The organism is Proteus cibi (genome assembly GCF_003144405.1).
Lineage (GTDB): Bacteria > Pseudomonadota > Gammaproteobacteria > Enterobacterales > Enterobacteriaceae > Proteus > Proteus cibi.
This window is the reverse complement of sequence record NZ_PENW01000008.1, coordinates 87,079-110,889: the sequence shown is the minus strand read 5'-3', so window position 1 is coordinate 110,889 and position 23,811 is coordinate 87,079. Positions and strand designations below refer to the sequence as shown.

At 38.4% G+C, this 23,811-nt stretch carries 20 protein-coding genes; 8 read left to right on the top strand and 12 right to left on the bottom strand.

Annotated elements, in window-relative coordinates; all coding sequences use genetic code 11:
• Nucleotides 1-158 precede the first annotated feature (158 nt).
• On the top strand, nt 159-965 hold the full coding sequence (gene xthA, locus DK865_RS03165) for an exodeoxyribonuclease III (protein ID WP_109391178.1): 807 nt from the start codon (nt 159-161) through the stop codon (nt 963-965).
• A 67-nt stretch (nt 966-1,032) separates the two neighbouring features.
• Here the strand turns inward: xthA and DK865_RS03160 are convergent, their stop codons facing one another.
• Genes DK865_RS03160 through DK865_RS03150 form a run of 3 tightly spaced genes read right to left on the bottom strand, consistent with a single transcriptional unit; the run spans nt 1,033 to nt 4,609 of the window.
• Nucleotides 1,033-2,994, bottom strand: coding sequence for a DNA topoisomerase III (locus DK865_RS03160; RefSeq protein ID WP_023581968.1), 1,962 nt, complete (start codon nt 2,992-2,994; stop codon nt 1,033-1,035).
• A gap of 4 nt (nt 2,995-2,998) precedes the next feature.
• Nucleotides 2,999-4,042: a selenide, water dikinase SelD gene (gene selD / locus DK865_RS03155; RefSeq protein ID WP_023581967.1), complete on the bottom strand. Its 1,044-nt coding sequence runs from the start codon at nt 4,040-4,042 to the stop codon at nt 2,999-3,001.
• A 15-nt stretch (nt 4,043-4,057) separates the two neighbouring features.
• The gene (locus tag DK865_RS03150; protein WP_023581966.1) at nt 4,058-4,609 is read right to left on the bottom strand and encodes an NAD(P)H nitroreductase; all 552 of its coding nucleotides are present in this window, start codon (nt 4,607-4,609) and stop codon (nt 4,058-4,060) included.
• A 534-nt stretch (nt 4,610-5,143) separates the two neighbouring features.
• On the opposite strand from DK865_RS03150, the gene sppA reads away from it, so the two are divergent.
• The 3 genes from sppA to pncA all read left to right on the top strand — a co-directional run bounded on the left by sppA (nt 5,144) and on the right by pncA (nt 8,935).
• Entirely contained in the window at nt 5,144-7,000 is a 1,857-nt protein-coding gene (sppA, locus tag DK865_RS03145) for a signal peptide peptidase SppA (RefSeq protein WP_109391177.1), read from the top strand.
• A 245-nt stretch (nt 7,001-7,245) separates the two neighbouring features.
• Entirely contained in the window at nt 7,246-8,268 is a 1,023-nt protein-coding gene (gene ansA / locus DK865_RS03140) for an asparaginase (protein ID WP_109391176.1), read from the top strand.
• A 22-nt stretch (nt 8,269-8,290) separates the two neighbouring features.
• Nucleotides 8,291-8,935, top strand: coding sequence for a bifunctional nicotinamidase/pyrazinamidase (gene pncA, locus DK865_RS03135; protein WP_109391175.1), 645 nt, complete (start codon nt 8,291-8,293; stop codon nt 8,933-8,935).
• A gap of 306 nt (nt 8,936-9,241) precedes the next feature.
• On the opposite strand, the gene DK865_RS18790 is transcribed toward pncA, so the two are convergent.
• The 4 genes from DK865_RS18790 to msrB all read right to left on the bottom strand — a co-directional run bounded on the left by DK865_RS18790 (nt 9,242) and on the right by msrB (nt 12,021).
• The gene (locus DK865_RS18790) at nt 9,242-9,688 is read right to left on the bottom strand and encodes a retron system putative HNH endonuclease (protein WP_228407721.1); all 447 of its coding nucleotides are present in this window, start codon (nt 9,686-9,688) and stop codon (nt 9,242-9,244) included.
• Entirely contained in the window at nt 9,685-11,109 is a 1,425-nt protein-coding gene (locus tag DK865_RS03125; protein WP_109391174.1) for an AAA family ATPase, read from the bottom strand. The genes DK865_RS18790 and DK865_RS03125 overlap by 4 nt, the downstream gene beginning before the upstream one ends.
• A gap of 111 nt (nt 11,110-11,220) precedes the next feature.
• Entirely contained in the window at nt 11,221-11,502 is a 282-nt protein-coding gene (locus tag DK865_RS03120) for a YeaC family protein (protein ID WP_109391173.1), read from the bottom strand.
• An 81-nt stretch (nt 11,503-11,583) separates the two neighbouring features.
• A complete protein-coding gene (gene msrB / locus DK865_RS03115; protein ID WP_023581960.1) occupies nt 11,584-12,021 on the bottom strand; it encodes a peptide-methionine (R)-S-oxide reductase MsrB in 438 nt (145 codons plus the stop codon).
• Nucleotides 12,022-12,364: 343 nt separating this feature from the next.
• On the opposite strand from msrB, the gene gapA reads away from it, so the two are divergent.
• Together gapA and DK865_RS03100 are read left to right on the top strand one after the other, a co-directional pair.
• On the top strand, nt 12,365-13,360 hold the full coding sequence (gapA, locus tag DK865_RS03105) for a glyceraldehyde-3-phosphate dehydrogenase (RefSeq protein WP_023581959.1): 996 nt from the start codon (nt 12,365-12,367) through the stop codon (nt 13,358-13,360).
• A 113-nt stretch (nt 13,361-13,473) separates the two neighbouring features.
• Nucleotides 13,474-14,358 (top strand): D-hexose-6-phosphate mutarotase, encoded by an 885-nt coding sequence (locus DK865_RS03100; RefSeq protein ID WP_109391172.1) that lies wholly within the window; start codon nt 13,474-13,476, stop codon nt 14,356-14,358.
• 97 nt (nt 14,359-14,455) lie between these two features.
• On the opposite strand, the gene DK865_RS03095 is transcribed toward DK865_RS03100, so the two are convergent.
• From DK865_RS03095 to fadR, 5 genes are all read right to left on the bottom strand, one after another.
• Complete coding sequence (locus DK865_RS03095) at nt 14,456-15,208, bottom strand: MipA/OmpV family protein (RefSeq protein WP_036912837.1); 753 nt, start codon at nt 15,206-15,208, stop codon at nt 14,456-14,458.
• Between the two features lie 94 nt (nt 15,209-15,302).
• Nucleotides 15,303-17,606 (bottom strand): carbamoyltransferase HypF, encoded by a 2,304-nt coding sequence (gene hypF / locus DK865_RS03090; protein WP_109391171.1) that lies wholly within the window; start codon nt 17,604-17,606, stop codon nt 15,303-15,305.
• Between the two features lie 49 nt (nt 17,607-17,655).
• Nucleotides 17,656-18,768: an alanine racemase gene (gene alr, locus DK865_RS03085; RefSeq protein WP_109391170.1), complete on the bottom strand. Its 1,113-nt coding sequence runs from the start codon at nt 18,766-18,768 to the stop codon at nt 17,656-17,658.
• Nucleotides 18,769-18,781: 13 nt separating this feature from the next.
• On the bottom strand, nt 18,782-20,086 hold the full coding sequence (locus DK865_RS03080; protein ID WP_036912834.1) for a D-amino acid dehydrogenase: 1,305 nt from the start codon (nt 20,084-20,086) through the stop codon (nt 18,782-18,784).
• 473 nt (nt 20,087-20,559) lie between these two features.
• A complete protein-coding gene (gene fadR / locus DK865_RS03075) occupies nt 20,560-21,279 on the bottom strand; it encodes a fatty acid metabolism transcriptional regulator FadR (RefSeq protein WP_023581953.1) in 720 nt (239 codons plus the stop codon).
• Between the two features lie 233 nt (nt 21,280-21,512).
• On the opposite strand from fadR, the gene nhaB reads away from it, so the two are divergent.
• Both nhaB and dsbB read left to right on the top strand, forming a co-directional pair.
• On the top strand, nt 21,513-23,057 hold the full coding sequence (gene nhaB, locus DK865_RS03070) for a sodium/proton antiporter NhaB (protein WP_109391169.1): 1,545 nt from the start codon (nt 21,513-21,515) through the stop codon (nt 23,055-23,057).
• Between the two features lie 178 nt (nt 23,058-23,235).
• The gene (dsbB, locus tag DK865_RS03065; protein ID WP_036912828.1) at nt 23,236-23,760 is read left to right on the top strand and encodes a disulfide bond formation protein DsbB; all 525 of its coding nucleotides are present in this window, start codon (nt 23,236-23,238) and stop codon (nt 23,758-23,760) included.
• Nucleotides 23,761-23,811 lie beyond the last annotated feature (51 nt).

Here is a 23,811-nt window from a genome sequence, read left to right as displayed (position 1 = left end):
TTAAATTAGCGCACTTTATTTAATCGCCTTTATTTTTATCTGATTTTATCTTTCTCTTGATAAGCTGTGCCATCATTTCAGTGATTCACTTACATTCATTTTATGATCCTGCTAGTATAAGACATCCTATTATTCAATATATAAATGGTTACAGTCACATGAAATTTGTCTCTTTCAACATTAATGGTTTACGTGCTCGTCCTCACCAACTTGAAGCGATTATAGAAAAACATCAGCCAGATGTTATTGGACTTCAAGAAACGAAAGTTCATGATGATATGTTTCCATTAGATACGGTGGGTGCCTTGGGTTATCATGTTTTCTATCATGGTCAAAAAGGACATTATGGGGTTGCCTTACTCACCAAAGAAAAACCTGTCGCAGTACGTAAAGGTTTTCTTAGCGATGACGATGATGCACAACGTCGAATGATCATGGCAGATATCGAAACTCCAGCGGGCTTATTGACCGTTATGAATGGTTATTTTCCTCAAGGTGAAAGCCGTGATCATGAAACTAAATTTCCAGCAAAAGAAAAATTCTATGCTGACCTTCAAAATTACCTAAACACCAACTTAAAACCCACCTCTCCAGTTCTTATTATGGGTGATTTAAATATTAGCCCAACAGATAAAGATATTGGTATTGGCGAAAATAATATGAAACGCTGGTTAAAAACAGGTAAATGTTCTTTCCTACCAGAAGAGCGAGAATGGCTGGCAACCTTAATGGGCTGGGGATTAACAGATACATTCCGCCAGCAACATCCTGAAGCTGATGATAAATTTTCGTGGTTTGACTATCGTTCTAAAGGATTTGATGATAACCGAGGCTTACGTATTGACTTACTGCTAGCCAGTCGCTGCTTAGCGGATAATTGTATTTCAACAGGAATTGATTACGAGATCCGTGGAATGGAAAAACCCTCCGATCACGCCCCCGTTTGGGCTGAATTTAATATCTAATCAGATGAAATTTTAATTCCGTAAAAGCACTTCCTTAAATCATAGAGGAAGTGCTTTTTATTTGTGCTTAATGATCAGTCGTGGTTTCTTTACTCTGCACTTTATTTTTTGTCGTGCTTGCTTTATGAGTTCCTTTAGTTGCTACCTTGCGCTTTTTATTATGCGCCGGTGCAGGAAGGTTTCTAAACGCTTGAATATTTGGACGACGTTTCGCTTGAGTAATCAACTCACTCAAGGTGTTATTTAATGGCATCATAAAATCTTGATATTTAACTTGCTTCTCACTAATTTGCGTCAATATCGATTCCCAGTGTGCGGTCATATCCGGTAAAGTCGCCATATCTGGCAATACATGAATTAATGCTCTACCGGCGGGTGTTGAATTAATAGCGCGTCCTTTCTTTTGCAAAAAGCCTCGCTTAAATAACAGCTCAATAATTCCCGCTCTGGTCGCTTCAGTACCTAATCCATCCGTCGCTCTTAGGATTTTCTTAAGTTCTTTATCTTGAACAAAGCGCGCAATTCCAGTCATAGCAGAAAGTAATGTTGCATCAGTAAAAGGTCTAGGGGGTTGTGTTTGCTTTTCAACAATCTCGCCCTTTTCACACAGCAATTCATCACCTTTAGCCACGACTGGCAATGCAGAACCATCATTGTCAGCATCTTGCTCTTTCGCACCTAATAATACTCGCCATCCTGCTTGCGCTAAAAAACGGGCTTTAGCGATAAACTTGCCATTCTCAATATCAAGTTCAATGACGCATTTACGATAAACAGCATCCGGCATAAATTGCATGAGATATTGGCGAGCCACAAGATAATAAATATTTTTCTCATTTTCACTTAATGAGATATTACCCGTTTTTGCCGTTGGAATAATCGCATGGTGAGCATCAACTTTTTTATCATCCCAACAACGATTCTTTTTATCAATATCTAGAGTCTCTTGCGGTAATAAGCTTGCGTCATGGGTGCTAATCGCATTAATAACAGCATGGCGACCCGCAAAGTGTTCATCAGGGAGATAACGACTGTCAGAACGCGGATACGTGATTAGCTTATGTGTTTCATATAGGCGTTGGCACGTATCTAACACTTGTTGTGCACTTAAACCAAAACGTTTTGCCGCTTCAATTTGTAATGCGGAAAGTGAAAAAGGAAGTGGTGCTATTTCAGACTCTTGCTTATCTTGATAATCCGTTACATTCGCAGGTTTGCCTTTAATTCTCTCGACAACATGCTCGGCAAGTTTACGATTTAATAACCGCCCTTCCTCATCTTGCCAAGGTTCACAATGCTCACTAGGCTGCCAAATGGCAGTAAAACGCTCATCAGCTGGCGTTACAACATGTGCCTTTACTTCGAAGAAATCTTTAGGAACAAAATTTTCAATTTCTTCATCACGGCGAACGACTAAACCAAGGACCGGTGTTTGTACGCGCCCGACTGATAATACACCTTGATAACCATTGCGCTGACCTAAGAGTGTATACGCTCGGGTCATATTGATACCATAAAGCCAATCTGCTCGTGCTCTCGCTAACGCAGATACACACAATGGAATAAATTCATGGTTATAACGTAGTTTATCAATAGCCCGCGTCACCGCCGCTGGATTTAAGTCATTAATTAAGCAACGACGAGCCTGTTTTCTTTGCTCTTCGCTGATATTTAAATAGTTAAGCACTTCATCGACTAAGAGCTGCCCCTCACGATCGGGGTCACCCGCGTGGATCACTTCTTGAGCCTGCTTAAGTAGTGTTTTGATGGTTTCCAGCTGTTTTTTAACATCAGCTCGAGGCTTGAGTTGCCATTTTTCAGGAATAATCGGCAAATCATCTAACGACCAGCGGGCGTACCGCGGGTCGTATGCATCCGGCTCAGCTTGTTCAAGTAAATGACCGACACACCACGTCACATACTGGTTATCACCACAAAGAATAAAGCCATCGCCCCGTTTATGAGGCTTTGGCAATACATCAGCAATAGCGCGAGCAAGGCTGGGTTTTTCTGCAATAAATAATCTCATTACGTTAGTTAGTCACTTCAATCAACGCTTTTCCAGCTACTGGCGCAGTTAGCTCACCAATAGACGTTAATTCAATATCAAAACGTGAGGCAACGGCTTTCACTTGTTCAACCGCTTCAGGCAATACTGCTAATAATAAGCCACCTGATGTTTGTGGATCACAAAGTAATTTACGTTGCATTTCAGTGATCTCACCAATTAAATGACCATAACTTTCAAAGTTACGATTTGTACCACCCGGAACACAACCTTGTTCAATATAAGACTCTACTTCTGGCAATCTAGGGACTTGTGAGAAGTGAATAGTGGCTTGCACACTAGAGCCATCACAAATTTCGCTTAAGTGCCCTAATAAACCGAACCCTGTTACATCCGTCATTGCCGTGACGCCTTCGATATCAGAAAAATCAGCACCCGCTTTATTCATGCGGCACATAATTTCTGTCGCTAAACCTTGATGTTCTGGTTTTAATAGGCCTTTTTTCTCCGCCGTTGTTAATACACCAATGCCCAAAGGTTTAGTTAAAAAAAGCTGACATCCTGCTTTCGCTTCACTGTTTTTCTTCACTTTGCTCACAGGGACGACACCGGTTACAGCAAGACCAAAAATAGGTTCTGGCGCATCAATGGAGTGTCCACCCGCCAGTGAAATTCCTGCTTCTTGGCAAGCAGCTCGCCCCCCTTCAATTACTTCACGTGCAATTTCTGGTGCCAATTTATTAATTGGCCAGCCTAAAATAGCAATCGCCATAATAGGTTTTCCGCCCATGGCAAAAATATCGCTAATTGCATTCGTTGCAGCGATACGCCCAAAATCATAAGGGTTATCAACAATAGGCATAAAGAAATCAGTGGTGCTGATAATACCGGTACCATTTCCTAAATCATAAACAGCGGCATCGTCTTTGGTTTCATTACCGACAAGTAAATGAGGATCATGAAATTTAGCGTGTTCACTATGCAAAATGGTTTCTAAAACTTTTGGCGAGATTTTACAACCACAACCTGCACCATGACTGTATTGTGTTAAACGAATTGCTTCAGACATAACATGCCATCCTTTTTAAAAATAAGTCACAAAATCAGTTAAGTCAGCAGGAGAAACCGTCATTGGCGCTTTCAGAGCTGGCGTGCCTAAATAAAGGAAACCAATAATCTGGTCGTGTTCACCACAACCTAGTCCTTCTCTTACAACAGCATCATGAGTCCAAGAGCCTGAACGCCAAATCCCCCCAAACCCTTGGGCAACAGCGGCCATTTGCATTGCTTGTACACTACAACCGGCTGCCACAACTTGCTCCCATTCAGGCACTTTAGGATGATCTTTCACTTTCGCAATAACTGTGATGATCAATGGGGCACGAAAAGGTGCATTTTTTGCTTTTTCTTCAACTTCGGGTCCTAAATTACCCACAACCGCGGCTTTATGCAGTAATTGGCTAAAACGTTCAATGCCTTCATTTTGCATCACAACGAAATGCCAAGGCTTCAGTGCACCATGATCAGGCGCACGCATACCGGCTTGTAAAATAGTATTGAGGGCTTCACTATCGGGGGCTGGGGTAGTCAGTCGGGAAGCTGAACGGCGGTTCAAAAGCAGTGTTAATGCATCCATTTTTATTCTCCTGTCAGCATTTTATTTTAGCAAGTTCCCATTCTTATGGGGATGGACAGTTCTTATCAATTCGCAGTATAACAAACTGTTATATTACCACTATCCACAGATTTAGGCGGAAATTTTTCTAAAAATCAGCGATGTGGTTATTTAATCGTAAATTATTGTTCATAAAATGATTAATCTTAGCCTACTCCGTTAATTTATGTTTATTTTGATCTTTAATTCGATGATTTCTTATATTATTTTGATGCCTTTTTGTGTGCATTTATTTAGCTATTTTTACGTAAAATAAATGTTTACTTAATAACACCTTAAGCAAAAAGTTATCATTAGTTGTTTCTTAAAAATCAATGACAGACATTCAATAAGAGCTATATTAGAATATTCTTTCAATGTTATTGCTATTCTCTCTATTGCTAACAACATTCTTTGTTTTAATAGTATGAGATTATGTGGATGTAACCTGCTTACCAATAATTCTAGCATGACTGTTTAGGATTAAATTTTAGCTTTACATGATGTGGAGATAATATGAATAAAATTATGGAGTTAATCGGCGCAATATTAAAATTCAGTTGGCAAGCCATTAACTTTATCAGGAAATTAATCTTAAACGTTATTTTCTTTTTCCTTCTCTTTATGGTCATTGGTATTTTCTTAATTAGCAAAGAAGCACAAAAACCGATGGATTATGAAGGTGCCCTTCTTGTTGATCTTAAAGGTGTGATTGTTGACCAAACGGTAACCCAAAACCCTTTAGGTGAAGTTGGACGTGAGCTTTTAGGGGTTTCTAGTAGCCAGCTTCAAGAAAATTCATTATTTGAAGTCGTCGATACGCTACGCCGAGCGTCTCAAGATCCGAAAATTAAAGGTATGGTACTCAAACTTGACGAATTCGCAGGCGCAGATCAACCTTCATTAAATTATATTGGTAAAGCACTCAATGAATTTAAAAAGGCAGGCAAACCTATTTTTGCGGTGAGTGGTTATTACAGTCAGCCACAATATTATCTCGCTTCTTATGCAGATAAAATTTATCTCACGCCACAAGGTGCGGTGGGTGTTTATGGTTTTGGCTTTAAAAATCTCTATTACAAAACACTGTTAGAAAATTTAAAAGTGAGTACACATATTTTCCGCGTAGGAACGTATAAATCTGCCGTTGAACCATTGATGCGTAATGATATGTCTGAGGAATCGCGGGAAGCTTCATCACGTTTAGTTAATGCATTGTGGTCTACTTATTTAACCCAAGTTGCAGAAAACCGTAGCATTACCACAGAAGATGTTTTCCCAGGTGCGAAAGAGATGATTGCACAGCTACGCAATGCAGATGGAGATAACGCAACGTATGCGCTAAATCGTAAATTAGTAGACTCTGTAAGTTCATACGCTCAATTTGAAGCCGATATGACAGAAACCTTCCAGTGGGATAAAAAGAACCAGCAATTTAATAATATTAGCATTTATGATTATGCTGATACGTTAACTTCATCATTACCTGCAAATGATGAAGGTAATATTGCTGTAGTTGTTGTCCAAGGTGCCATTATTGATGGTGAAAGTATCCCAGGTTCTGCTGGTGGTTCAACTATTGCGAATCAAATTCGCCAAGCACGTTTAGATCCAAATATTAAGGCACTTGTATTACGTGTAAATAGTCCTGGTGGTAGTGTTTCGGCATCAGAGCAAATACGCAGTGAAGTTGCTGCCTTTAAACAACAGAAAAAACATGTGGTTGTTTCAATGGGGGGTTTAGCCGCATCGGGTGGATATTGGATCTCAACCCCTGCAAATAAAATTATTGCTAGCCCATCAACATTAACAGGTTCAATTGGTATTTTTGGCGTTATTAATACTTTTGAAAACAGCCTAGAATCTATTGGTGTTTATACTGATGGTGTCACAACATCACCATTAGCCGGATTATCTGTCACAAATAAACTACCTGAAGAATTTGCAGAGCTTTTACAGCTAAATATCGAAAGTGGTTATAAAACGTTTATTAATTTAGTAGCAGAATCTCGTAAAAAAACACCTGCCCAAGTTGATCGTATTGCTCAAGGGCGAGTGTGGGTAGGAATAGATGCAAAGAATGTGGGTTTAGTTGATGAGTTTGGTGATTTTGATGACGCTATTGATGCGGTTGCTAAAATGGCAAAAATTGAACACCCTATTATTGATTGGATGAAACCCGAATTAAGCCTGTCAGAGCAGATCATTATGAGCTTATCATCTAACGCAAAGGCACTCCTCCCTGATCCGCTACAAGCGTATATACCGGCACCTGTTTTAAAAGAAGTTAAAACACAGACAGAATTTTATCGCAACATGAATGATCCGTTAAATCGCTATACATATTGTTTATCTTGTGGAGATATTCAATAATCTTTTCTACTCATACACCTGTTCACTCTGAATAGGTGTATTTCTCTCTTTTTTCTGATTTTTTATAGAATAATATTCTGATGAATGAGATTTGTTCGTTTGTCTTTATGCTATTTTTAACACAATGATTTAAAGCAAATATTAGTTGTTCTCTATTTTCTTTTTTTAGCATCCTTTCCTTTTTTTATTCTGCAAACTCCCTATAATCAGGTATTTCTCACAGCTTAATAAGAGTGCTTTGTCTGATGCAAAAGAAATCAATCTACGTTGTTTATACTGGCGGTACTATTGGTATGCAACATTCTGAACATGGCTATATTCCTGTATCAGGACATTTACAACGCCAATTAGCTAAAATGCCAGAATTCCACCGTGAGGAGATGCCTGACTTTACAATCAAAGAGCACCTTCCTTTAATTGATTCTTCAAATATCACACCAGAAGATTGGCAATCTATCGCTGATGATATTAATGAAAATTATCACAACTATGATGGATTCGTTATTCTTCATGGTACTGATACCATGGCATTTACCGCATCAGCACTCTCTTTTATGTTTGAGGATCTTAGCAAGCCAATTATCGTTACTGGCTCTCAAATTCCTTTAGAAGCCTTACGATCTGACGGACAAACAAACCTATTAAATGCGCTTTATCTCGCTGCACATCATCCCATTAATGAAGTGGCTCTATTTTTCAATAACACGCTGTATCGCGGAAACCGCACAATAAAAGCACATGCTGATGGTTTTAATGCCTTTGCATCGCCGAATAGCGCACCGCTACTCGAAGCTGGCATTAATATTAAACAATTTAAAATTAATTCTTTTCCAAAAGGAAATGGTGAATTTACTACACATAATATTACGCCTCAGCCTATTGGTGTTGTCACAATTTATCCGGGTCTTTCCGATGAAGTGGTGAAAAATATCCTGATGCAACCAGTGAAAGCCTTAATATTGCGCTCTTATGGTGTTGGTAATGCCCCCTCACACCCTGCTCTACTTTCTACCCTACGTGAAGCAACAGAGCGTGGTATTGTTGTTATCAACCTTACACAATGTATTTCTGGTCGAGTGAATATGGAAGGTTATGCAACAGGTCAAGCATTAGCGGAAGTAGGTGTGATCAGTGGTTTTGATATGACATTTGAAGCAACATTAACTAAACTGCATTATCTCCTTAGCCAACAATATAATTACACTGAAATCTGCCAACTAATGCAACAAAACCTACGCGGTGAAATGACATTAGACGATAACGACTAAGTTTAATCTAAAGGTAAAATTGGTGAAAAATTCTGCGCTGTTATTGGTTGATATACAAAACGATTTTTGTACAGGTGGTGCATTAGCTGTTAATGAAAGCGACATCGTTATACAAACAGCCAACCAACTTATTCATGATTTCAACCAATCTAAAAATCCTATTATTGCCAGTTTAGATTGGCACCCAGCCGATCATCTTAGCTTTGCTGAAAACTCAGGTACTACGGTAGGCGAAATCGGCATACTTAATGGATTACCACAAGTTTGGTGGCCCGTTCATTGCGTACAACATTCTTATGGTGCTGCATTTCATCCTGAATTAAACCAAGCACTCATTAATCACATTATTTATAAAGGGCAAAATCCCCTTATTGATAGTTATAGTGCTTTTTTTGATAACGACCATGAATATCAAACAGGCTTACACACACTTTTACAGACGCTTAATATAAAACATCTTTATATTTTAGGAATTGCTACAGATTACTGTGTCAAATTTACAGTGCTAGATGCGCTGTTATTGGGATATCAAGTCACAGTCATTACAGACGGTTGTCGCGGTGTCAATATTCAAAATGACGATAGCGAAAAAGCACTGGAAGAGATGCAGGCAAAAGGTGCAACATTAATTGATTCAGCGCATTGGCTTAATCGTAACAATCAATAAGTTCGTAATAATTTGACCGTAAAAAAACAGCAATAAATCATTAATTGATTTGTTGCTGTATGACTTTATCCGCAACTTTGCCAAAAAACTGTTTAGTTAAAGAATAGAATGGCGACAGACCATTTTGGTTATCACAAGAAACCAACTCTAAATAACATAACTGCTCAAAATCCCAATTTTTCTCCAAATGCTCTTCATATAATTCGTCTAAATCATCCCAATGTTGTTTTCGTAAATTTATTAAAAAGTGGCAGTTTAGATTCAATAAATTAATTGTATATTCTGCTTTGTCTTTTTTATTTGGATCTAAATTTTTTTGGGAACAATTCTACCATCAGATAAAAAAGCAAAGTAATGCTCACAATCATTCTGATAGCAAGATACAAAACGTGTTATATCAACACTTGTTTGCTTTGCAAGAGTATGCCCACCAAATATGTCCTCTTTTTGTAATTTTTTGAGGCAGTCGCTACTAAATATACTTGCTGCAAGATTTGATTCATCAAATGTGCGAGTTGGATTCTGACTTTTATTTTCAATATGTTCGATATGATATTCCAATCCGAGTTTATCCGCTCTTACCTCACTATAACAACATAATTGACATTGTTGCCTACATAATCTTTGTAAAACTTCCGTTTTATAGCCAAAAGATGACCAGCGGCTTGTTGACTCTGCTTGTATAGTCGGTGGATTTTCATTTGCTTGCGTTAATCCATATACATTCAATGGTGACTGTTTGATGAATCTCATTGCTTCCCTTCTAAATCAGAGAAATGCTTCTGCCTACGAATACTTCTTTGTAGGCGTTGCAGTTGAGGATGGGATTTACCTAAAAGACACGTTAACTCATTCAGCAATGATTGAACTGAGTCAGTATGACTTTCTCCTTGATCGATCAGCTCAGTCAGTTTATTTAACATCTCTTTTTCTTTAATGGGTGGCTGAGGATCAACATGCATAACACTTTCAAGAACTTGATTGCTTGGATTACCATATGTATTAGCAAGTGGTTTTGATGCGATCGCTTCACCTTTATGATCCTCACCAATCACTCGGATACAATCCGAATGAACGGTACTAATAACTTGTGGGCTATGAGTTGTCACAATAAACTGAATATTGGGGAATGCTTCCATTAACGATGATAGTACCGTTTGCTGCCAAGTAGGATGGAGAAACATATCCACTTCATCAATGAGCACGATACCTGAAGTTTTAACTGCCGCCATCTCACCAAGGTGTGGGTTTAATTTAATACAGCGAAATGCAATATCCGAGATCATTGCTACCATATTACGTAAACCATCACTTAATAAAGAAAGCGGTATGTAACCTTGCTCGGGATGCAACATAACAAGTTGTTGCCCCATGCTGGCTCTATATTGTAAATCATGCCAGCCTGTCAGCTTTTGAGTTAACTTATTAATAGAAGTTTGCACAACGTTAATTGCAGCAGAAAAATTTTTTTGGGCGACTTCATCTTGTGGTGTTAATTGGCTCTCTAATTGTGTTATTTGTAGCTCTCTGTGACTACGATAGACCCAACTATACCAAGTCAGAAACTGCTTATAACTTGATGTGGCAGTTAAACAGTTTTGATATCCCCAAAAACGAGAGTGAACACTGTTATCCAGTTTTTTATCTTGTGTTTCTGAACTGTATCGTCCTTGATACCATAATCGCCCAGTCCCTAAATACACGATCAGAGGCAAGTTAGTATTTTCTTGAGTAAGGGACTCTTTAGCAATTTTAGAAGATTTATAAATCTCACTTTGATACTTTTTAGCGATATTAGTCAGGACTGTAGTAAGTTTGTCCCCTTTAGTCCCTGTTTTCGGCGTTACCTTTTCGCGAAACTGTAACCAAGATGCAGGTAATATATCGTCTTTTTGATTAGAAAATGCCTCTATTTCTGAGGGTAAGGCAGGTTCCATGTTTTGATCAAGGCGCCTTAATCGGACATCATCAATTTGTATTGTTGCAGCTTTACCTGTTTGACTGCCTAAATCAAAACCTTTAACAAAAGGCCACAGCGCAATACGAACAGCATCAAGAATTGTTGTTTTTCCAGCACCATTAGGTGCTATAAGGACGGTCATTTGAGGATGAAAAGTGACTTCAAGTTGCTCAAAACAACGAAAGTTTTTTATTATTACTTTATCTATTTTCATTTCATCCCCTCTCAATTTATCGTTTCTTATTCTCCCACAGATAAGAACTATTAAAAATACTCTTACCTATAATATAAAGGTCTACAACAATCTTATTTATACTATAAGAATTTAATCATCATTCATTGGCTTTAGTGTTGCTAAACGTTCAGATTGAAACTGAGCTTTTAATTCTTGTTTGCTCTTCATGGTAATTTGTCCATTAGTGCCTACTGTCATATGCTCAGGCGTGTGGTTATTTTTCGCCTGCCATAATAAAACAATCTGCATGCAATGCTCTTTTTGCTCATCAGTCAATGCAACACCATCAGGCCATTTACCTAGTTCAACTGCCGTTGAAATACGTTGGTAAATTTCAGGGGTTACCATTGAAATAAGTTCATTAACTTCCATTGATTGCTCCATAAGCTAAATAATCACTTGAAATAGCTGAATCGTTTTTTCACTTGTTATTATTTTGTTAATTCAACGGAGTTAACCGACTTGTTTTTCGCCTGTTTCACTATTCGTAAATGAAAGTGATGCTGAATTAACACAATAACGCTCCCCTGTTGGGGCTGGACCATCATTAAAAACATGACCTAAATGTGCATCACATTGCTGGCAACGGATTTCAGTTCTTTTCATATTATGAGAAAAATCATCAATATAGCGAATCGCACTATCACTAACGGGTTGATAAAAGCTAGGCCAACCACATCCTGCATCAAATTTCGTCTCTGAATAAAACAGAGGAGCGGAACAACATAAGCAGTGATAAATTCCTGTTTGGCGATTGTGTAATAATTTACCACTAAACGGAGGTTCTGTGCCTTGCTGTTGAGTCACATAACGTTGCATTTCGTTGAGTGTTGATAAATCAAGGTGATTGTTATTACTTGAAATATTCACTTTCTTTTCATTATCTGCCATATCGACCTCTTGCCCAGAAAAATGCTTTTTAAAACAACAGTGAATAATAACAAAGATTTAACAACAAATCTGAAAAATATAGTCTAAAATCATCAAGAGTAATCTTTAGTTTTTGAAATGTGATGAGTTTCACATAACGGAGCAAAGGTAACTTCATTTATTGGCGTTGATCCCGATAATACACAGCGTAACATTTAGCTAAAACGACCAATCTTTAAGCGAAAAGTGTTTTTTTAATTGATTTTTTGCAATTATTGACACGATTCCGCTTGACGATTGGCGCGGTTTTGGTAACTTTAGAAGCAACTTTTTAATTCACTAAATTAAAGCTGGTGGAATACATATGACTATCAAAGTAGGTATTAATGGTTTTGGTCGTATCGGCCGCATCGTTTTCCGTGCTGCTCAAGAACGTTCAGATATCGAGATCGTAGGTATTAACGATCTGTTAGACGCAGACTACATGGCATACATGCTGAAATACGATTCAACTCATGGCCGTTTCAACGGTACTGTTGAAGTAAAAGATGGCCACCTCGTTGTTAATGGTAAAACCATCCGCGTAACTTCAGAAAGAGATCCAGCAAATCTGAAATGGAACGAAGTCGGTGCTGACGTTGTTGCAGAAGCAACAGGTCTGTTCTTAACTGACGAAACTGCTCGTAAACACATCCAAGCTGGCGCGAAAAAAGTTGTTCTGACTGGTCCTTCAAAAGACAGCACTCCAATGTTCGTTATGGGCGTAAACCATAAATCATACGCAGGCCAAGACATCGTTTCTAACGCATCTTGTACTACTAACTGCTTAGCGCCTTTAGCTAAAGTTATCAACGACAACTTCGGTATCGTTGAAGGTCTGATGACTACTGTTCACGCAACAACTGCAACTCAACGTACTGTTGATGGTCCATCTGCAAAAGACTGGCGTGGTGGTCGTGGTGCTTCTCAAAACATCATCCCATCATCAACTGGTGCTGCTAAAGCTGTAGGTAAAGTTATTCCTGAGCTGAACGGTAAACTGACTGGTATGTCTTTCCGTGTTCCTACTCCTAACGTTTCTGTTGTTGACCTGACTGCACGTCTGGAAAAACCAGCAACTTACGCACAAATCTGTGACGCTATCAAAGCAGCAGCTGAAGGCGAACTGAAAGGCGTTCTGGGTTACACTGAAGATGCAGTTGTTTCAACTGACTTCAACGGCGAAGTTCTGACTTCAGTATTTGATGCTAAAGCAGGTATCGCTCTGAACGACAACTTTGTTAAATTAGTTGCTTGGTACGATAACGAAGTGGGTTATTCAAACAAAGTTCTGGATCTGATTTCTCATATCTCTAAATAATTAGAGTTTAGAAAGTCACGATTTCTTTAGAGCCACCTTTTCGGTGGCTCTTTTATTTTCTAGCCAGTCAGTTTATTGTATTGAAATAGTCAGTGACATAAGGTCATAAGATAATGAATGAGAAAATTTTTTCTTTGCCGATTATTGAACAAATATCACCTTACTTAAGTCGTCGGCAATTAGGCGAACTCCCTATCCTTGTTATTTCACATCCAAAAGTACGCGCAGCAATCAGCCTTCAAGGTGCTCATTTAATTGCTTGGCAACCCGCACAAGAACATCCTGTATTTTGGGTAAGCGAAGCCTCTCTCTTCACTCCTGGCGTTGCTATTCGTGGCGGTATTCCTATTTGCTGGCCTTGGTTTGCTTCAGCAGGTACACCAAGTCATGGATTTGCGCGAATTCTTCCTTGGGAGTTTAGTGCCCATACAGAACAAGATGATGGTGTTCTCATCACCATGACATTAAAAGAGAGCCAACAAACACAAAAATATTGGCCTCATCCCTTTACTGTTATTGCTCGTTTTAAATTAGGAGCAACCTGTGAAGTTGAATTAGAATCTTACGGTGATTATGAAGCGACAGCTGCCCTCCACTCTTATTTTAATGTGAGTGACATTGATAATGTTTCTGTAACAGGCCTAGGAAGCCACTACATTGACACCGTGGCAGATAAAGAGGTTTATACTGATGAAACCTCATTGCGCTTTAATGGGCGTACTGACAGGCTTTATACCGAGCCTGATGATTTTAATCTTATTCATGATGATGGCTGGGATCGTACAATTGAAGTTCATCATTACCATCATAGTGATGTCGTCTGTTGGAACCCCGGTGCAGAACTTGCAAGTTCAATGAAAGATATGAGCACAGGTGGCTATCGTAAAATGGCTTGTGTAGAAACGGCGCGCATTCACCAACCATTAAAACCAGATAACGTTCATCCTGGCCGCTTATCTCTGGTCGTTCGTGTTCGTAAAAATATAGCCGAAAAATAAAGTATTACTGGCATCTTACACAATAAAAAGCTTCGAGTTTAAATCGAAGCTTTTTATTATCGTAGATCTCACTAAATGCCAGTTCGATTTTAGCTAGTTAGAATGTGTAAGTCACACCTGTCCACAAAATTGCAGTCACCGATTTATTCACCATTGGGCTGTCTTTCACTTCACTTGGCAAATGGTCAACACGTCCCATCGCAAAGAAATTCCAGTTTTCAGCAAACTTATAGTTCGCCGACAGCTCTACATACGGTCTCCAGCTATCATTTGGCGTATATTCTGCTAAACCACTGCGTTGTGATTCTGCGTGGCTAATTCCATAAGCATAACGGTTTTGTTTTTTGTTTTCCCAAACAACACCCGCTCCGGGTTGTAAAGACCAGTTACCAAATTTGAAAGGATATAAATAAGCAGCGTCAGCGATAATACCGTTACTTTTTCCTAGCATATCACCCGATACGATTGCTCTTAAGCTCCCCCATGATTCATGGTGTTTATATGTAAAACCCCCCATCATGGTGTCACGACGACGATTCAGTTTCTTCATTTGCTCATCGTCACTATCGCTTGGTTTATAAGCCTGAGGATAATAGTGTAAATCAACAGAGAGTTGATCTTTAGGTGTATTCCACAAGTAATATCCCGCTGCTAACGTTGCAAAATAGAAATTCTCTGACTGGTAGTTAACTTGTGGTACTGGTAATAAATAATCTTTTGATTTAGCGCCTTTATAAGGAGTAACTTGCGCTAAGACTGAACCCCCTATTGACCATTCTCCAGCAAATGCTACTGGTGTGCTTAGCCCAGCGATAACGGCTAAAGAAATGATAATCTTCTTATTACTCACGATGATTTTCCATATTGTCATTAATAAAGTAGTAACCAAAAACCTATTTCAGTTACAAATAACTAAAGTTGGTATTATTTTACCTATAATCATTTTAATTTTGCATTAAATGTGTAGCAATCAGTGCTTGCCCTAATGCAATACCACCGTCTCCGGTAGGTAACATCATAGGAGAGAGTACTTTTTTATTGTTTAATTTTTTCTTAAACAGCTGTTTGAGTAATGTATTATTTAATACACCACCAGTAAGGACAATCGTATCAATCTGATATTTATCAGCATATCGTAATGCAATATTGCCTAAACTTTCAGCTAGTAGATAATGAAATAGCCATGCTTTTTCACTGACATTAAGCTTTACACTTTCCCATTGAGACCAAAAAACAGACAGATCCAGCACGTTGTTTTTTATCGGCATTAAATGCCCATATTGCTTAATAATTTCCGTTTGTTTTTCTTTCTGACACGCTAATGCCGCTGTTTGTAAGTAACATGCGGCTTCCCCTTCCCAGCTTATCTCTTTAGGCGCTAATCCTAATGATGCCGAAACTGCATCAAAAAGACGCCCACAAGAAGAGGCTTTAGGTGAATTTAAGCCACGCTCTACGGCATTATTTAATATCTGCAAATCATTGATAGGTATCATTTGGGTGATAACACTACTTCGCCAATTTTCAGAAAAATTAGCTAAATGTGCGAACCAATTTCGCCAGGGTTGCACAGAGGCAAGATTACCTCCAGGCATCGCAACCGCAGGAAGCCCACCAATTCGCTCTGAATGTTGATAGTCCACCAGCAGACATTCCCCTCCCCATAGCGTGCCATCTTGCCCAAAACCTAATCCATCAAGTGCAATACCAATGACAGCGCCTTGTTGATGTGTATGACCATGTTCAGCAAGACAAGAAACAATATGTGCATGGTGATGAGAGACTTCAATAACAGGAATATTTTGCTCTTGAGCAAATTGCTTACCCAACTGGTGACTGATGTAGTTAGGATGTGCATCTATTGCAATCGCTTTAGGTGAAAAACGATAAATCTGTTGGAAGAGAGCCAACGATTTTACCAACTGTTGCCGCACACTTAAATCATCAAGATCCCCTAGATGAGGTCCCATAATGGCTTGATGCTGACGTAATAAGCAAAATACATTTTTGAGATCCCCTCCCATAGCAAGCACTGAGGGTTGTGACCCAAAATCTTCAGGTAGTGAAATCGCATCAGGAACATAACCACGAGAGCGTCTGATCATAACGCTCTGTTTACCCTCAATGCGAACTAATGAGTCATCAGCTCTTTGTATAATTTCTCTATTATGCATTAAAAATAAATCTGCACTATTTTTCAATTGCATTAAAGCATCTTCGTTATTTAATGCCGGTGTATGACCTGATGCATTTCCGGATGTCATAACAAGAGGAATATTCGTGCCTCGCGCTAATAGATGTTGTAGTGGATTGGCTGGCAACATAACACCTATTTCAGTCAATCCTGGCGCAATAAGATCCGCAAGTTTAGGTGTAACAGTTTTAGGGACTAATACAATTGGGGCAGCCGTACTTTGCAATGTTTGAATAGCTGTTGGAAGAAAATCGGGATCTTGCTTATCTGCTTTAATTTGATCAATTCCCGTGATCATCACCGCTAATGGCTTTGCTGGTCGATATTTGCGTTCACGTAACAATGCAACGCTTTCATTATTGCGTGCATCACACACTAAATGAAAACCACCAATACCTTTAACTGCAATAATCTTTCCCGCAAGTAACGCTTCACAAGCTTGAGTTAATGCAAGCTCTTTTGTTGCTAACTCTTTACCCTGATTATCTGCAAGCCAGATATGAGGTCCACATACAGGACATGCATTAGGTTGAGCATGAAACCGCCTATCCGCAGGATCTTCATATTCATGTTTACATTCAGGGCAGAATGGGAATTCAGACATTGAAGTAAAAGGCCTGTCATAAGGCATTTTTTTTATGATAGTAAAACGAGGGCCACAATGTGTGCAGTTAATAAAAGGATAATGATAACGACGATTGTGTGGATCAAACAATTCATCAATGCAAGCTTGGCAGGTTGTTGCATCGGGCACAACTTGTGTATCCATTTCACCACCACCGCTTTTTACAATAATAAAGTCAGTCGGTGGCTGTTCCCATTGATAAGGTGATTCTTCTATACGTTCAATGTGTGCTAATGGTGGACATTCTTCTTTTAAGGCTTCTATAAAGAGTGCATTTTTAGGTGAAAGCGTTAAATGCACCAACACACCCAAACTATCATTGCTCACTTGCCCTAATAAACCAAAACGATGGGCTAATTGCCAAACAAATGGGCGAAACCCAACGCCTTGAACTTTTCCTTTCACACGCAATGTAATGCCGTTACTCATAGGATCACCAAATCAAAATAAATTTAATCTTATTCTAGTTTAGTGATTATCAACAACTTTCATTTAGATCAGAAAAAGTGGAATTAGGTAAATTAATCATCACCTCGACAGTGACTCTTGGTGCTATTGCACACAATAATTCGTAACCAATAGTGCCACATGCCGTTGCAACATCATCAATAGGAAGTTTTTCCCCCCATAACTCAACTGAGCTACCATAATTGACATCAGGAAAATCCGTAACATCAATGGTTAGCATATCCATAGAAATACGCCCTACCAGTTGTGTTTTATGACCATTCACAATAACAGGTGTGCCATCTGGCGCATGCCTTGGATAACCATCAGCATACCCACAGGCGACAACACCGATCCGCATATCACGCTCAGCAGTATATCGGCTACCATAACCTATCTGCCCACCTTTTTTGACTTGCTGAATAGCTAATATTTCACTATTAAATGTCATTACGGGTTGTAAATCGAAATCGGCAATATCTTGCCAAACACCCGAAGGTGAAACACCATATAAAATGATGCCAGGGCGCACCCAATCTTGGTAAGTTTCAGGATCAAATAACGTTGCCGCTGAATTTGCCAAACACCGAGGTAATTCATTTACCATTGCCTGATTAATGGCCGCCTTTTGTGCATTCATGTTCAAGCCAGTATCCGCATTAGCAAAATGCGACATTTGGATAATAGACCCAATGTTTTTGATACTTTTTGCACGAGCAATTGCTTGTTGATAAGCATCAGGACGATAACCTAAACGGTTCATTCCACTATTAAGCTTAAGATAAATATTGATAGGTCTTTCTAATTGTGCTTTTTCTATCGCTTCAAATTGCCAATCTGAATGCACTGCGGTGGTAAGTGAATAGCGCTCAAGTAAATAGACATCTTCTGGTTTAAAAAAACCTTCAAGCAAAAGGATAGGACCAACCCATCCTTGCTCTCTTAACATAATAGCTTTGTCTAACTCGATTAATGCGAAACCATCAGTATGACTCAATGCAGGCCAAACACAGGATAATCCATGTCCATAAGCATCTGCTTTCACAACAGACCACACTTTGCTACCTTTCACTCTCTCTTTAATAACAGACAGATTATGACTTAATGCATCGAGGTTAATGGTTACTTTTGTGGGTCTGGACATGATTTTTCCTCAATTAATAAGCTGCATCAAGTTTTTGCCCCGGTAAGAGCAATTTAGTATTAAAACCATCGATATACCGAAACACGGATAAATCATCAGCGGCAATAGCCGGTTTATTCCCTGAAATTAAATCAGCCAGCAATTGTCCGGAGCCACACGCCATTGTCCAACCTAATGTGCCGTGCCCTGTATTTAACGATAAATTACGATAAGCTGTAGGTCCTACAATCGGTGTACCATCAGGTGTCATCGGTCTTAAACCTGTCCAAAATGTAGCTTTCTCAATATCACCACCACCTTGATAAAGATCTTGTACAACCATTTTTAATGTTTCACAGCGTGATTTTAAAACATTCAGATTAAAACCAACGACTTCAGCCATTCCACCGACACGAATTCGCTCATCAAAACGTGTTACCGCAATTTTATAAGTTTCATCTAAAATCGTGGATATTGGTGCTCTTGAAGCATCAATAATCGGCATCGTAAGTGAATAACCTTTAAGGGGATAAACAGGAATGGCGACTTTGTTTTTCAAAAACTCTGTTGAATAAGAGCCCATGGCAACAACATAATGATCAGCAGTTAATAATCCATCATGGCATTGAACGCCCGCTACTTTATCACCATCAAATAACAAATGTTTGATTTCTTTGTTAAACAAGAATGTAACACCCGCATCTTCTGCCATTTTAGCGAGTTTTTTCGTGAAAATTTGGCAATCACCGGTTTCATCATTGGGTAAACGTAAACCCCCTGTCAATTTGTGGCTAACATGCTCAAGTGCTGGTTCTGCTAATTTTAGTTGATCTGCCGTTAACAATTCATAAGCAACACCCTCTTGCTTTAATACAGCAATATCATTGGCTGCATTATCAAATTGCTTTTGATCGCGGAAAAGTTGCAGTGTACCACCTTGGCGCCCTTCGTATTCAATGCCCGTGTCTTGGCGTAATTGACGAATGCAATCACGGCTATATTCAGCAATACGCACCATACGGCTTTTATTCATGGTGTAATGTGACGCATCACAATTACGTAACATTTGCCACATCCAACGTAATTGGAAAAGTGAGCCATCAGGTTTAATCGCTAATGGGGCATGCTTTTGGAACATCCATTTCACTGCTTTTAATGGGATACCTGGTGCTCCCCAAGGCGTTGCATATCCCGGAGAGATTTGACCTGCATTACCTGCACTTGTCTCTTCTGCTGCACTATTTTGTCTATCAACAACAATAACTTCATGACCTTGTTGTACAAGATACCACGCACTCGTTACACCAATAACGCCGCCACCTAAGATGATCACTTTCATGGCAAGACTCCAATAATTTACATTGATATAACATAAGAATAATATTCCATACACAAAAAGCCAATATAGAATAATCATCTAGGTCAATAAAAAGACAGATTTTAGAGTTAAGTCACACTTGATTGTTATTTGATAATAAATTTACAAAAAAAATTATTAAATTATTTCACAAAATCAATGAGATATAATTTTTAATGCAAATTATAAAAATATCGATTAATAAATCATTTTAAATTGAAGAGAGTTTAAGGCGTAAGAGAAAGAAATTAGCGTTTTATTAAAATCTAAAAATCAATTTAATTGAAGATGATAATGCTTAAATTAACTCACTTTAGTTACTCTTTTTACTAAAAATAACCGATTTAAAGCATTGCCTAAAAAAATGACCTACTGGGCTTTTTAAATGCATAAAAAAACCAGCATCACAAATTATATGAATACTGGTTTTTTTTGAGATAAAGCAACAAACTTAATTAGCGCTTTACTTCTTCTAGGTCACTCGGTAATGGTGATTGTAAACTTTGCCAGATAATACCACTGTCCTTACCATATTGGCGGACACATTCCATGACATGCTCGACATCTTTTTGTTCGCATAATACAGCCAGTTTTTTATAAAATGCTAACGCGAGTTCTTTGGCTTGAATATTTGAGAAATAATAACGTCCTACACGAGTATAAAGCCCTTTTAAGCCATTTAAGATAAGGCCATAAATTGGGTTACCTGATGCAAACGCCAATCCACGAAAAATGTTGTAATCCAATTCACTAAACTCATCAGCACTATTTTCAGTGGTAAGCTCATGGTTTAAAACTGCAATACATTTTTCAGGGCTATTTCTAAATGCTGTACGTATAAAAATAGCCGAGATATTGGTTCTGACTGCTAATAAATTATCTATTAATTGTGGTACTCGATCATGATCAAGGCGAGCAACTGTTTCAAGGATATTAAGGCCAGAGGTTTCCCAGAAATTGTTTACCTTCGTTGGCTTTCCGTGCTGAATAGTTAACCAACCATCACGAGCAAGGCGTTGTAATACTTCTCTTAATGTGGTTCTTGTAACACCAATTAATTCAGAGAGCTCACGTTCCGCTGGAAGAATAGATCCAGGAGGAAAACGATTATTCCAGATGCTTTCAACAATATACTCTTCCGCAAAACCTGCGGGGCTTTGAGCCTTAATAACCATATTTTTATTTCTTCCGAAGCGATTTTTCTGCTAATAATGGAAAAGATAATATCAGAATGCGTAATTTTGATATAGCTCAACCATCATTAAATAGTGAATGGCATCATAAAACTTGATGTCGTTTTATCAATTTATTATTACTAATGCGCTTAATTTCACAGCGATTAGCGCGTACTATGGTTAGATTGCGCGTCATTGCGCTTAAAATCTCTATTTGGAGGATGAGAAACCTAATGGATATGAGTATAAGACAAGCACTACTAAAGAATTTTATGGGGAATTCCCCAGATTGGTATAAGCTTGCTATTCTTACTTTTTTAATTATCAACCCACTCATTTTTTTCTTTGTTGACCCTTTTGTCGCCGGCTGGCTATTGGTGGTAGAATTTATTTTCACACTCGCTATGGCGCTAAAGTGTTACCCGTTACAACCCGGAGGATTACTGGCTATTGAGGCCGTCATCATTGGTATGACTAGCCCCAAACAGATTGGTCATGAAATTGCCAACAACCTTGAAGTGATTTTGCTTCTTGTTTTTATGGTTGCGGGTATCTATTTTATGAAGCAATTATTACTGTTTGCTTTTACAAAATTGCTGTTATCCATTCGTTCTAAGCGAATGTTATCTATTGCCTTTTGTTTCGCAAGTGCATTTTTATCTGCCTTTTTAGATGCTTTAACCGTTATCGCGGTTGTAATCAGTGTCTCTCTCGGTTTCTACTCTATTTATCATAATTTTGCCTCTAATCAATCAGGGACAGAATTAAATAATGATGGATTTATTGATACCGCAGAAAAAAAACAAACTTTAGAACAATTCCGTGCTTTTTTACGTAGCTTAATGATGCATGCGGGTGTTGGTACTGCATTAGGTGGCGTAATGACCATGGTGGGTGAACCACAAAACCTAATCATTGCAAAACATTTAGAATGGGATTTTGTGACTTTCTTTATCAGAATGTCACCTGTTACTATTCCTGTTTTCTTTGCGGGTCTTGCAGTGTGCTACTTTGTAGAACGCTTTAAGCTCTTTGGTTATGGTGCTGAATTACCTGATTTAGTTCGTAAAGTTCTCACTGAATACGACAAGAAAAACAGTGAAAAACGCACTTCTCAAGAAAAAGCACAACTGATGATCCAAGCATTAATTGGTATTTGGTTGATTGTTGCTTTAGCACTCCATTTAGCAGAAGTCGGTATTATCGGTTTATCTGTTATTATTCTTGCCACGGCATTTTGTGGGATCACTGAAGAACATGCTCTTGGTAAAGCATTTGAAGAAGCCTTGCCTTTCACTGCATTATTAACTGTTTTCTTCTCTATTGTTGCCGTTATTATCGATCAACAATTATTTGGTCCTATTATTCAGTTTGTTCTTCAAGCTTCAGAATCTTCACAACTGTCTCTTTTTTACCTCTTTAATGGTCTATTATCTGCTATTTCAGATAACGTGTTTGTGGGGACAGTTTATATCAGTGAAGCTTTAACTGCATTGCAAGATGGATTAATTAGCCAGTCACAATATGAGCATATTGGTGTTGCTATTAATACAGGTACAAACTTACCTTCTGTTGCAACGCCAAATGGTCAAGCTGCCTTTTTATTCTTATTAACATCTGCACTATCACCACTCATCCGTTTATCATATGGCCGTATGGTGATAATGGCTCTGCCATATACAATTGTAATGACATTACTTGGTTTACTGGCTGTTGAATTTTGGCTTGTTCCTGCAACACATTGGTTCTATGAAATTGGTTTAGTTGCTATTCCATAACAATAGATCCACAGTTACACCACATAAATAGGACTTTTATTTGATAAAAGTCCTATTTTTTTCATTTAAAAAAGCTTGAATGTAAATATTTGTGAAATAACAGGTTTTAACTTTTTTTGCGCTTGATTTTTGGGCAGAATAGACCCTTATTTAATTTAATATTTAAATGGATATTATTATGCTGACTTCTCTTCGTCACTGGTCACAAAGCCGTTTTTCATGGCTATTGCTTGCATTAACAGCAATTGGTCTTGAAGGTGCTGCATTGTATTTTCAGTACGGAATGGAATTAATGCCTTGTGTCATGTGCGTCTATCAACGCATCGCGGTATTAGGGATCTTAGTTGCTGCATTGATTGGGGCATCTGCACCTAAAATGGCACTTATGCGCATGGCGGGTGGTTTTTTATGGATTTATTCTGCATACCGAGGAATTGAACTCTCTTGGGAGCATACACAACTTATTCTAAATCCATCACCTTTTGCAACTTGTGACTTTTTTGTCACTTTACCTTCTTGGTTTGCCTTGCAAGATTGGTTCCCTGCTGTATTCCAAGCAACCGGTGATTGTTCTGTCAGTCAATGGCAATTCTTAACTCTAGAAATGCCACAATGGATGCTTATTATTTTCTCTGCTTATTTTGTTGTCGGTTTATTAGTATTAATGAGCCAAATAACAAGTTCTTTTAAAACAAAAGAATAAAAAAGAAAATAGCCTTTAGCGATAAACTAAAGGCTATTTTTATAATAGAGA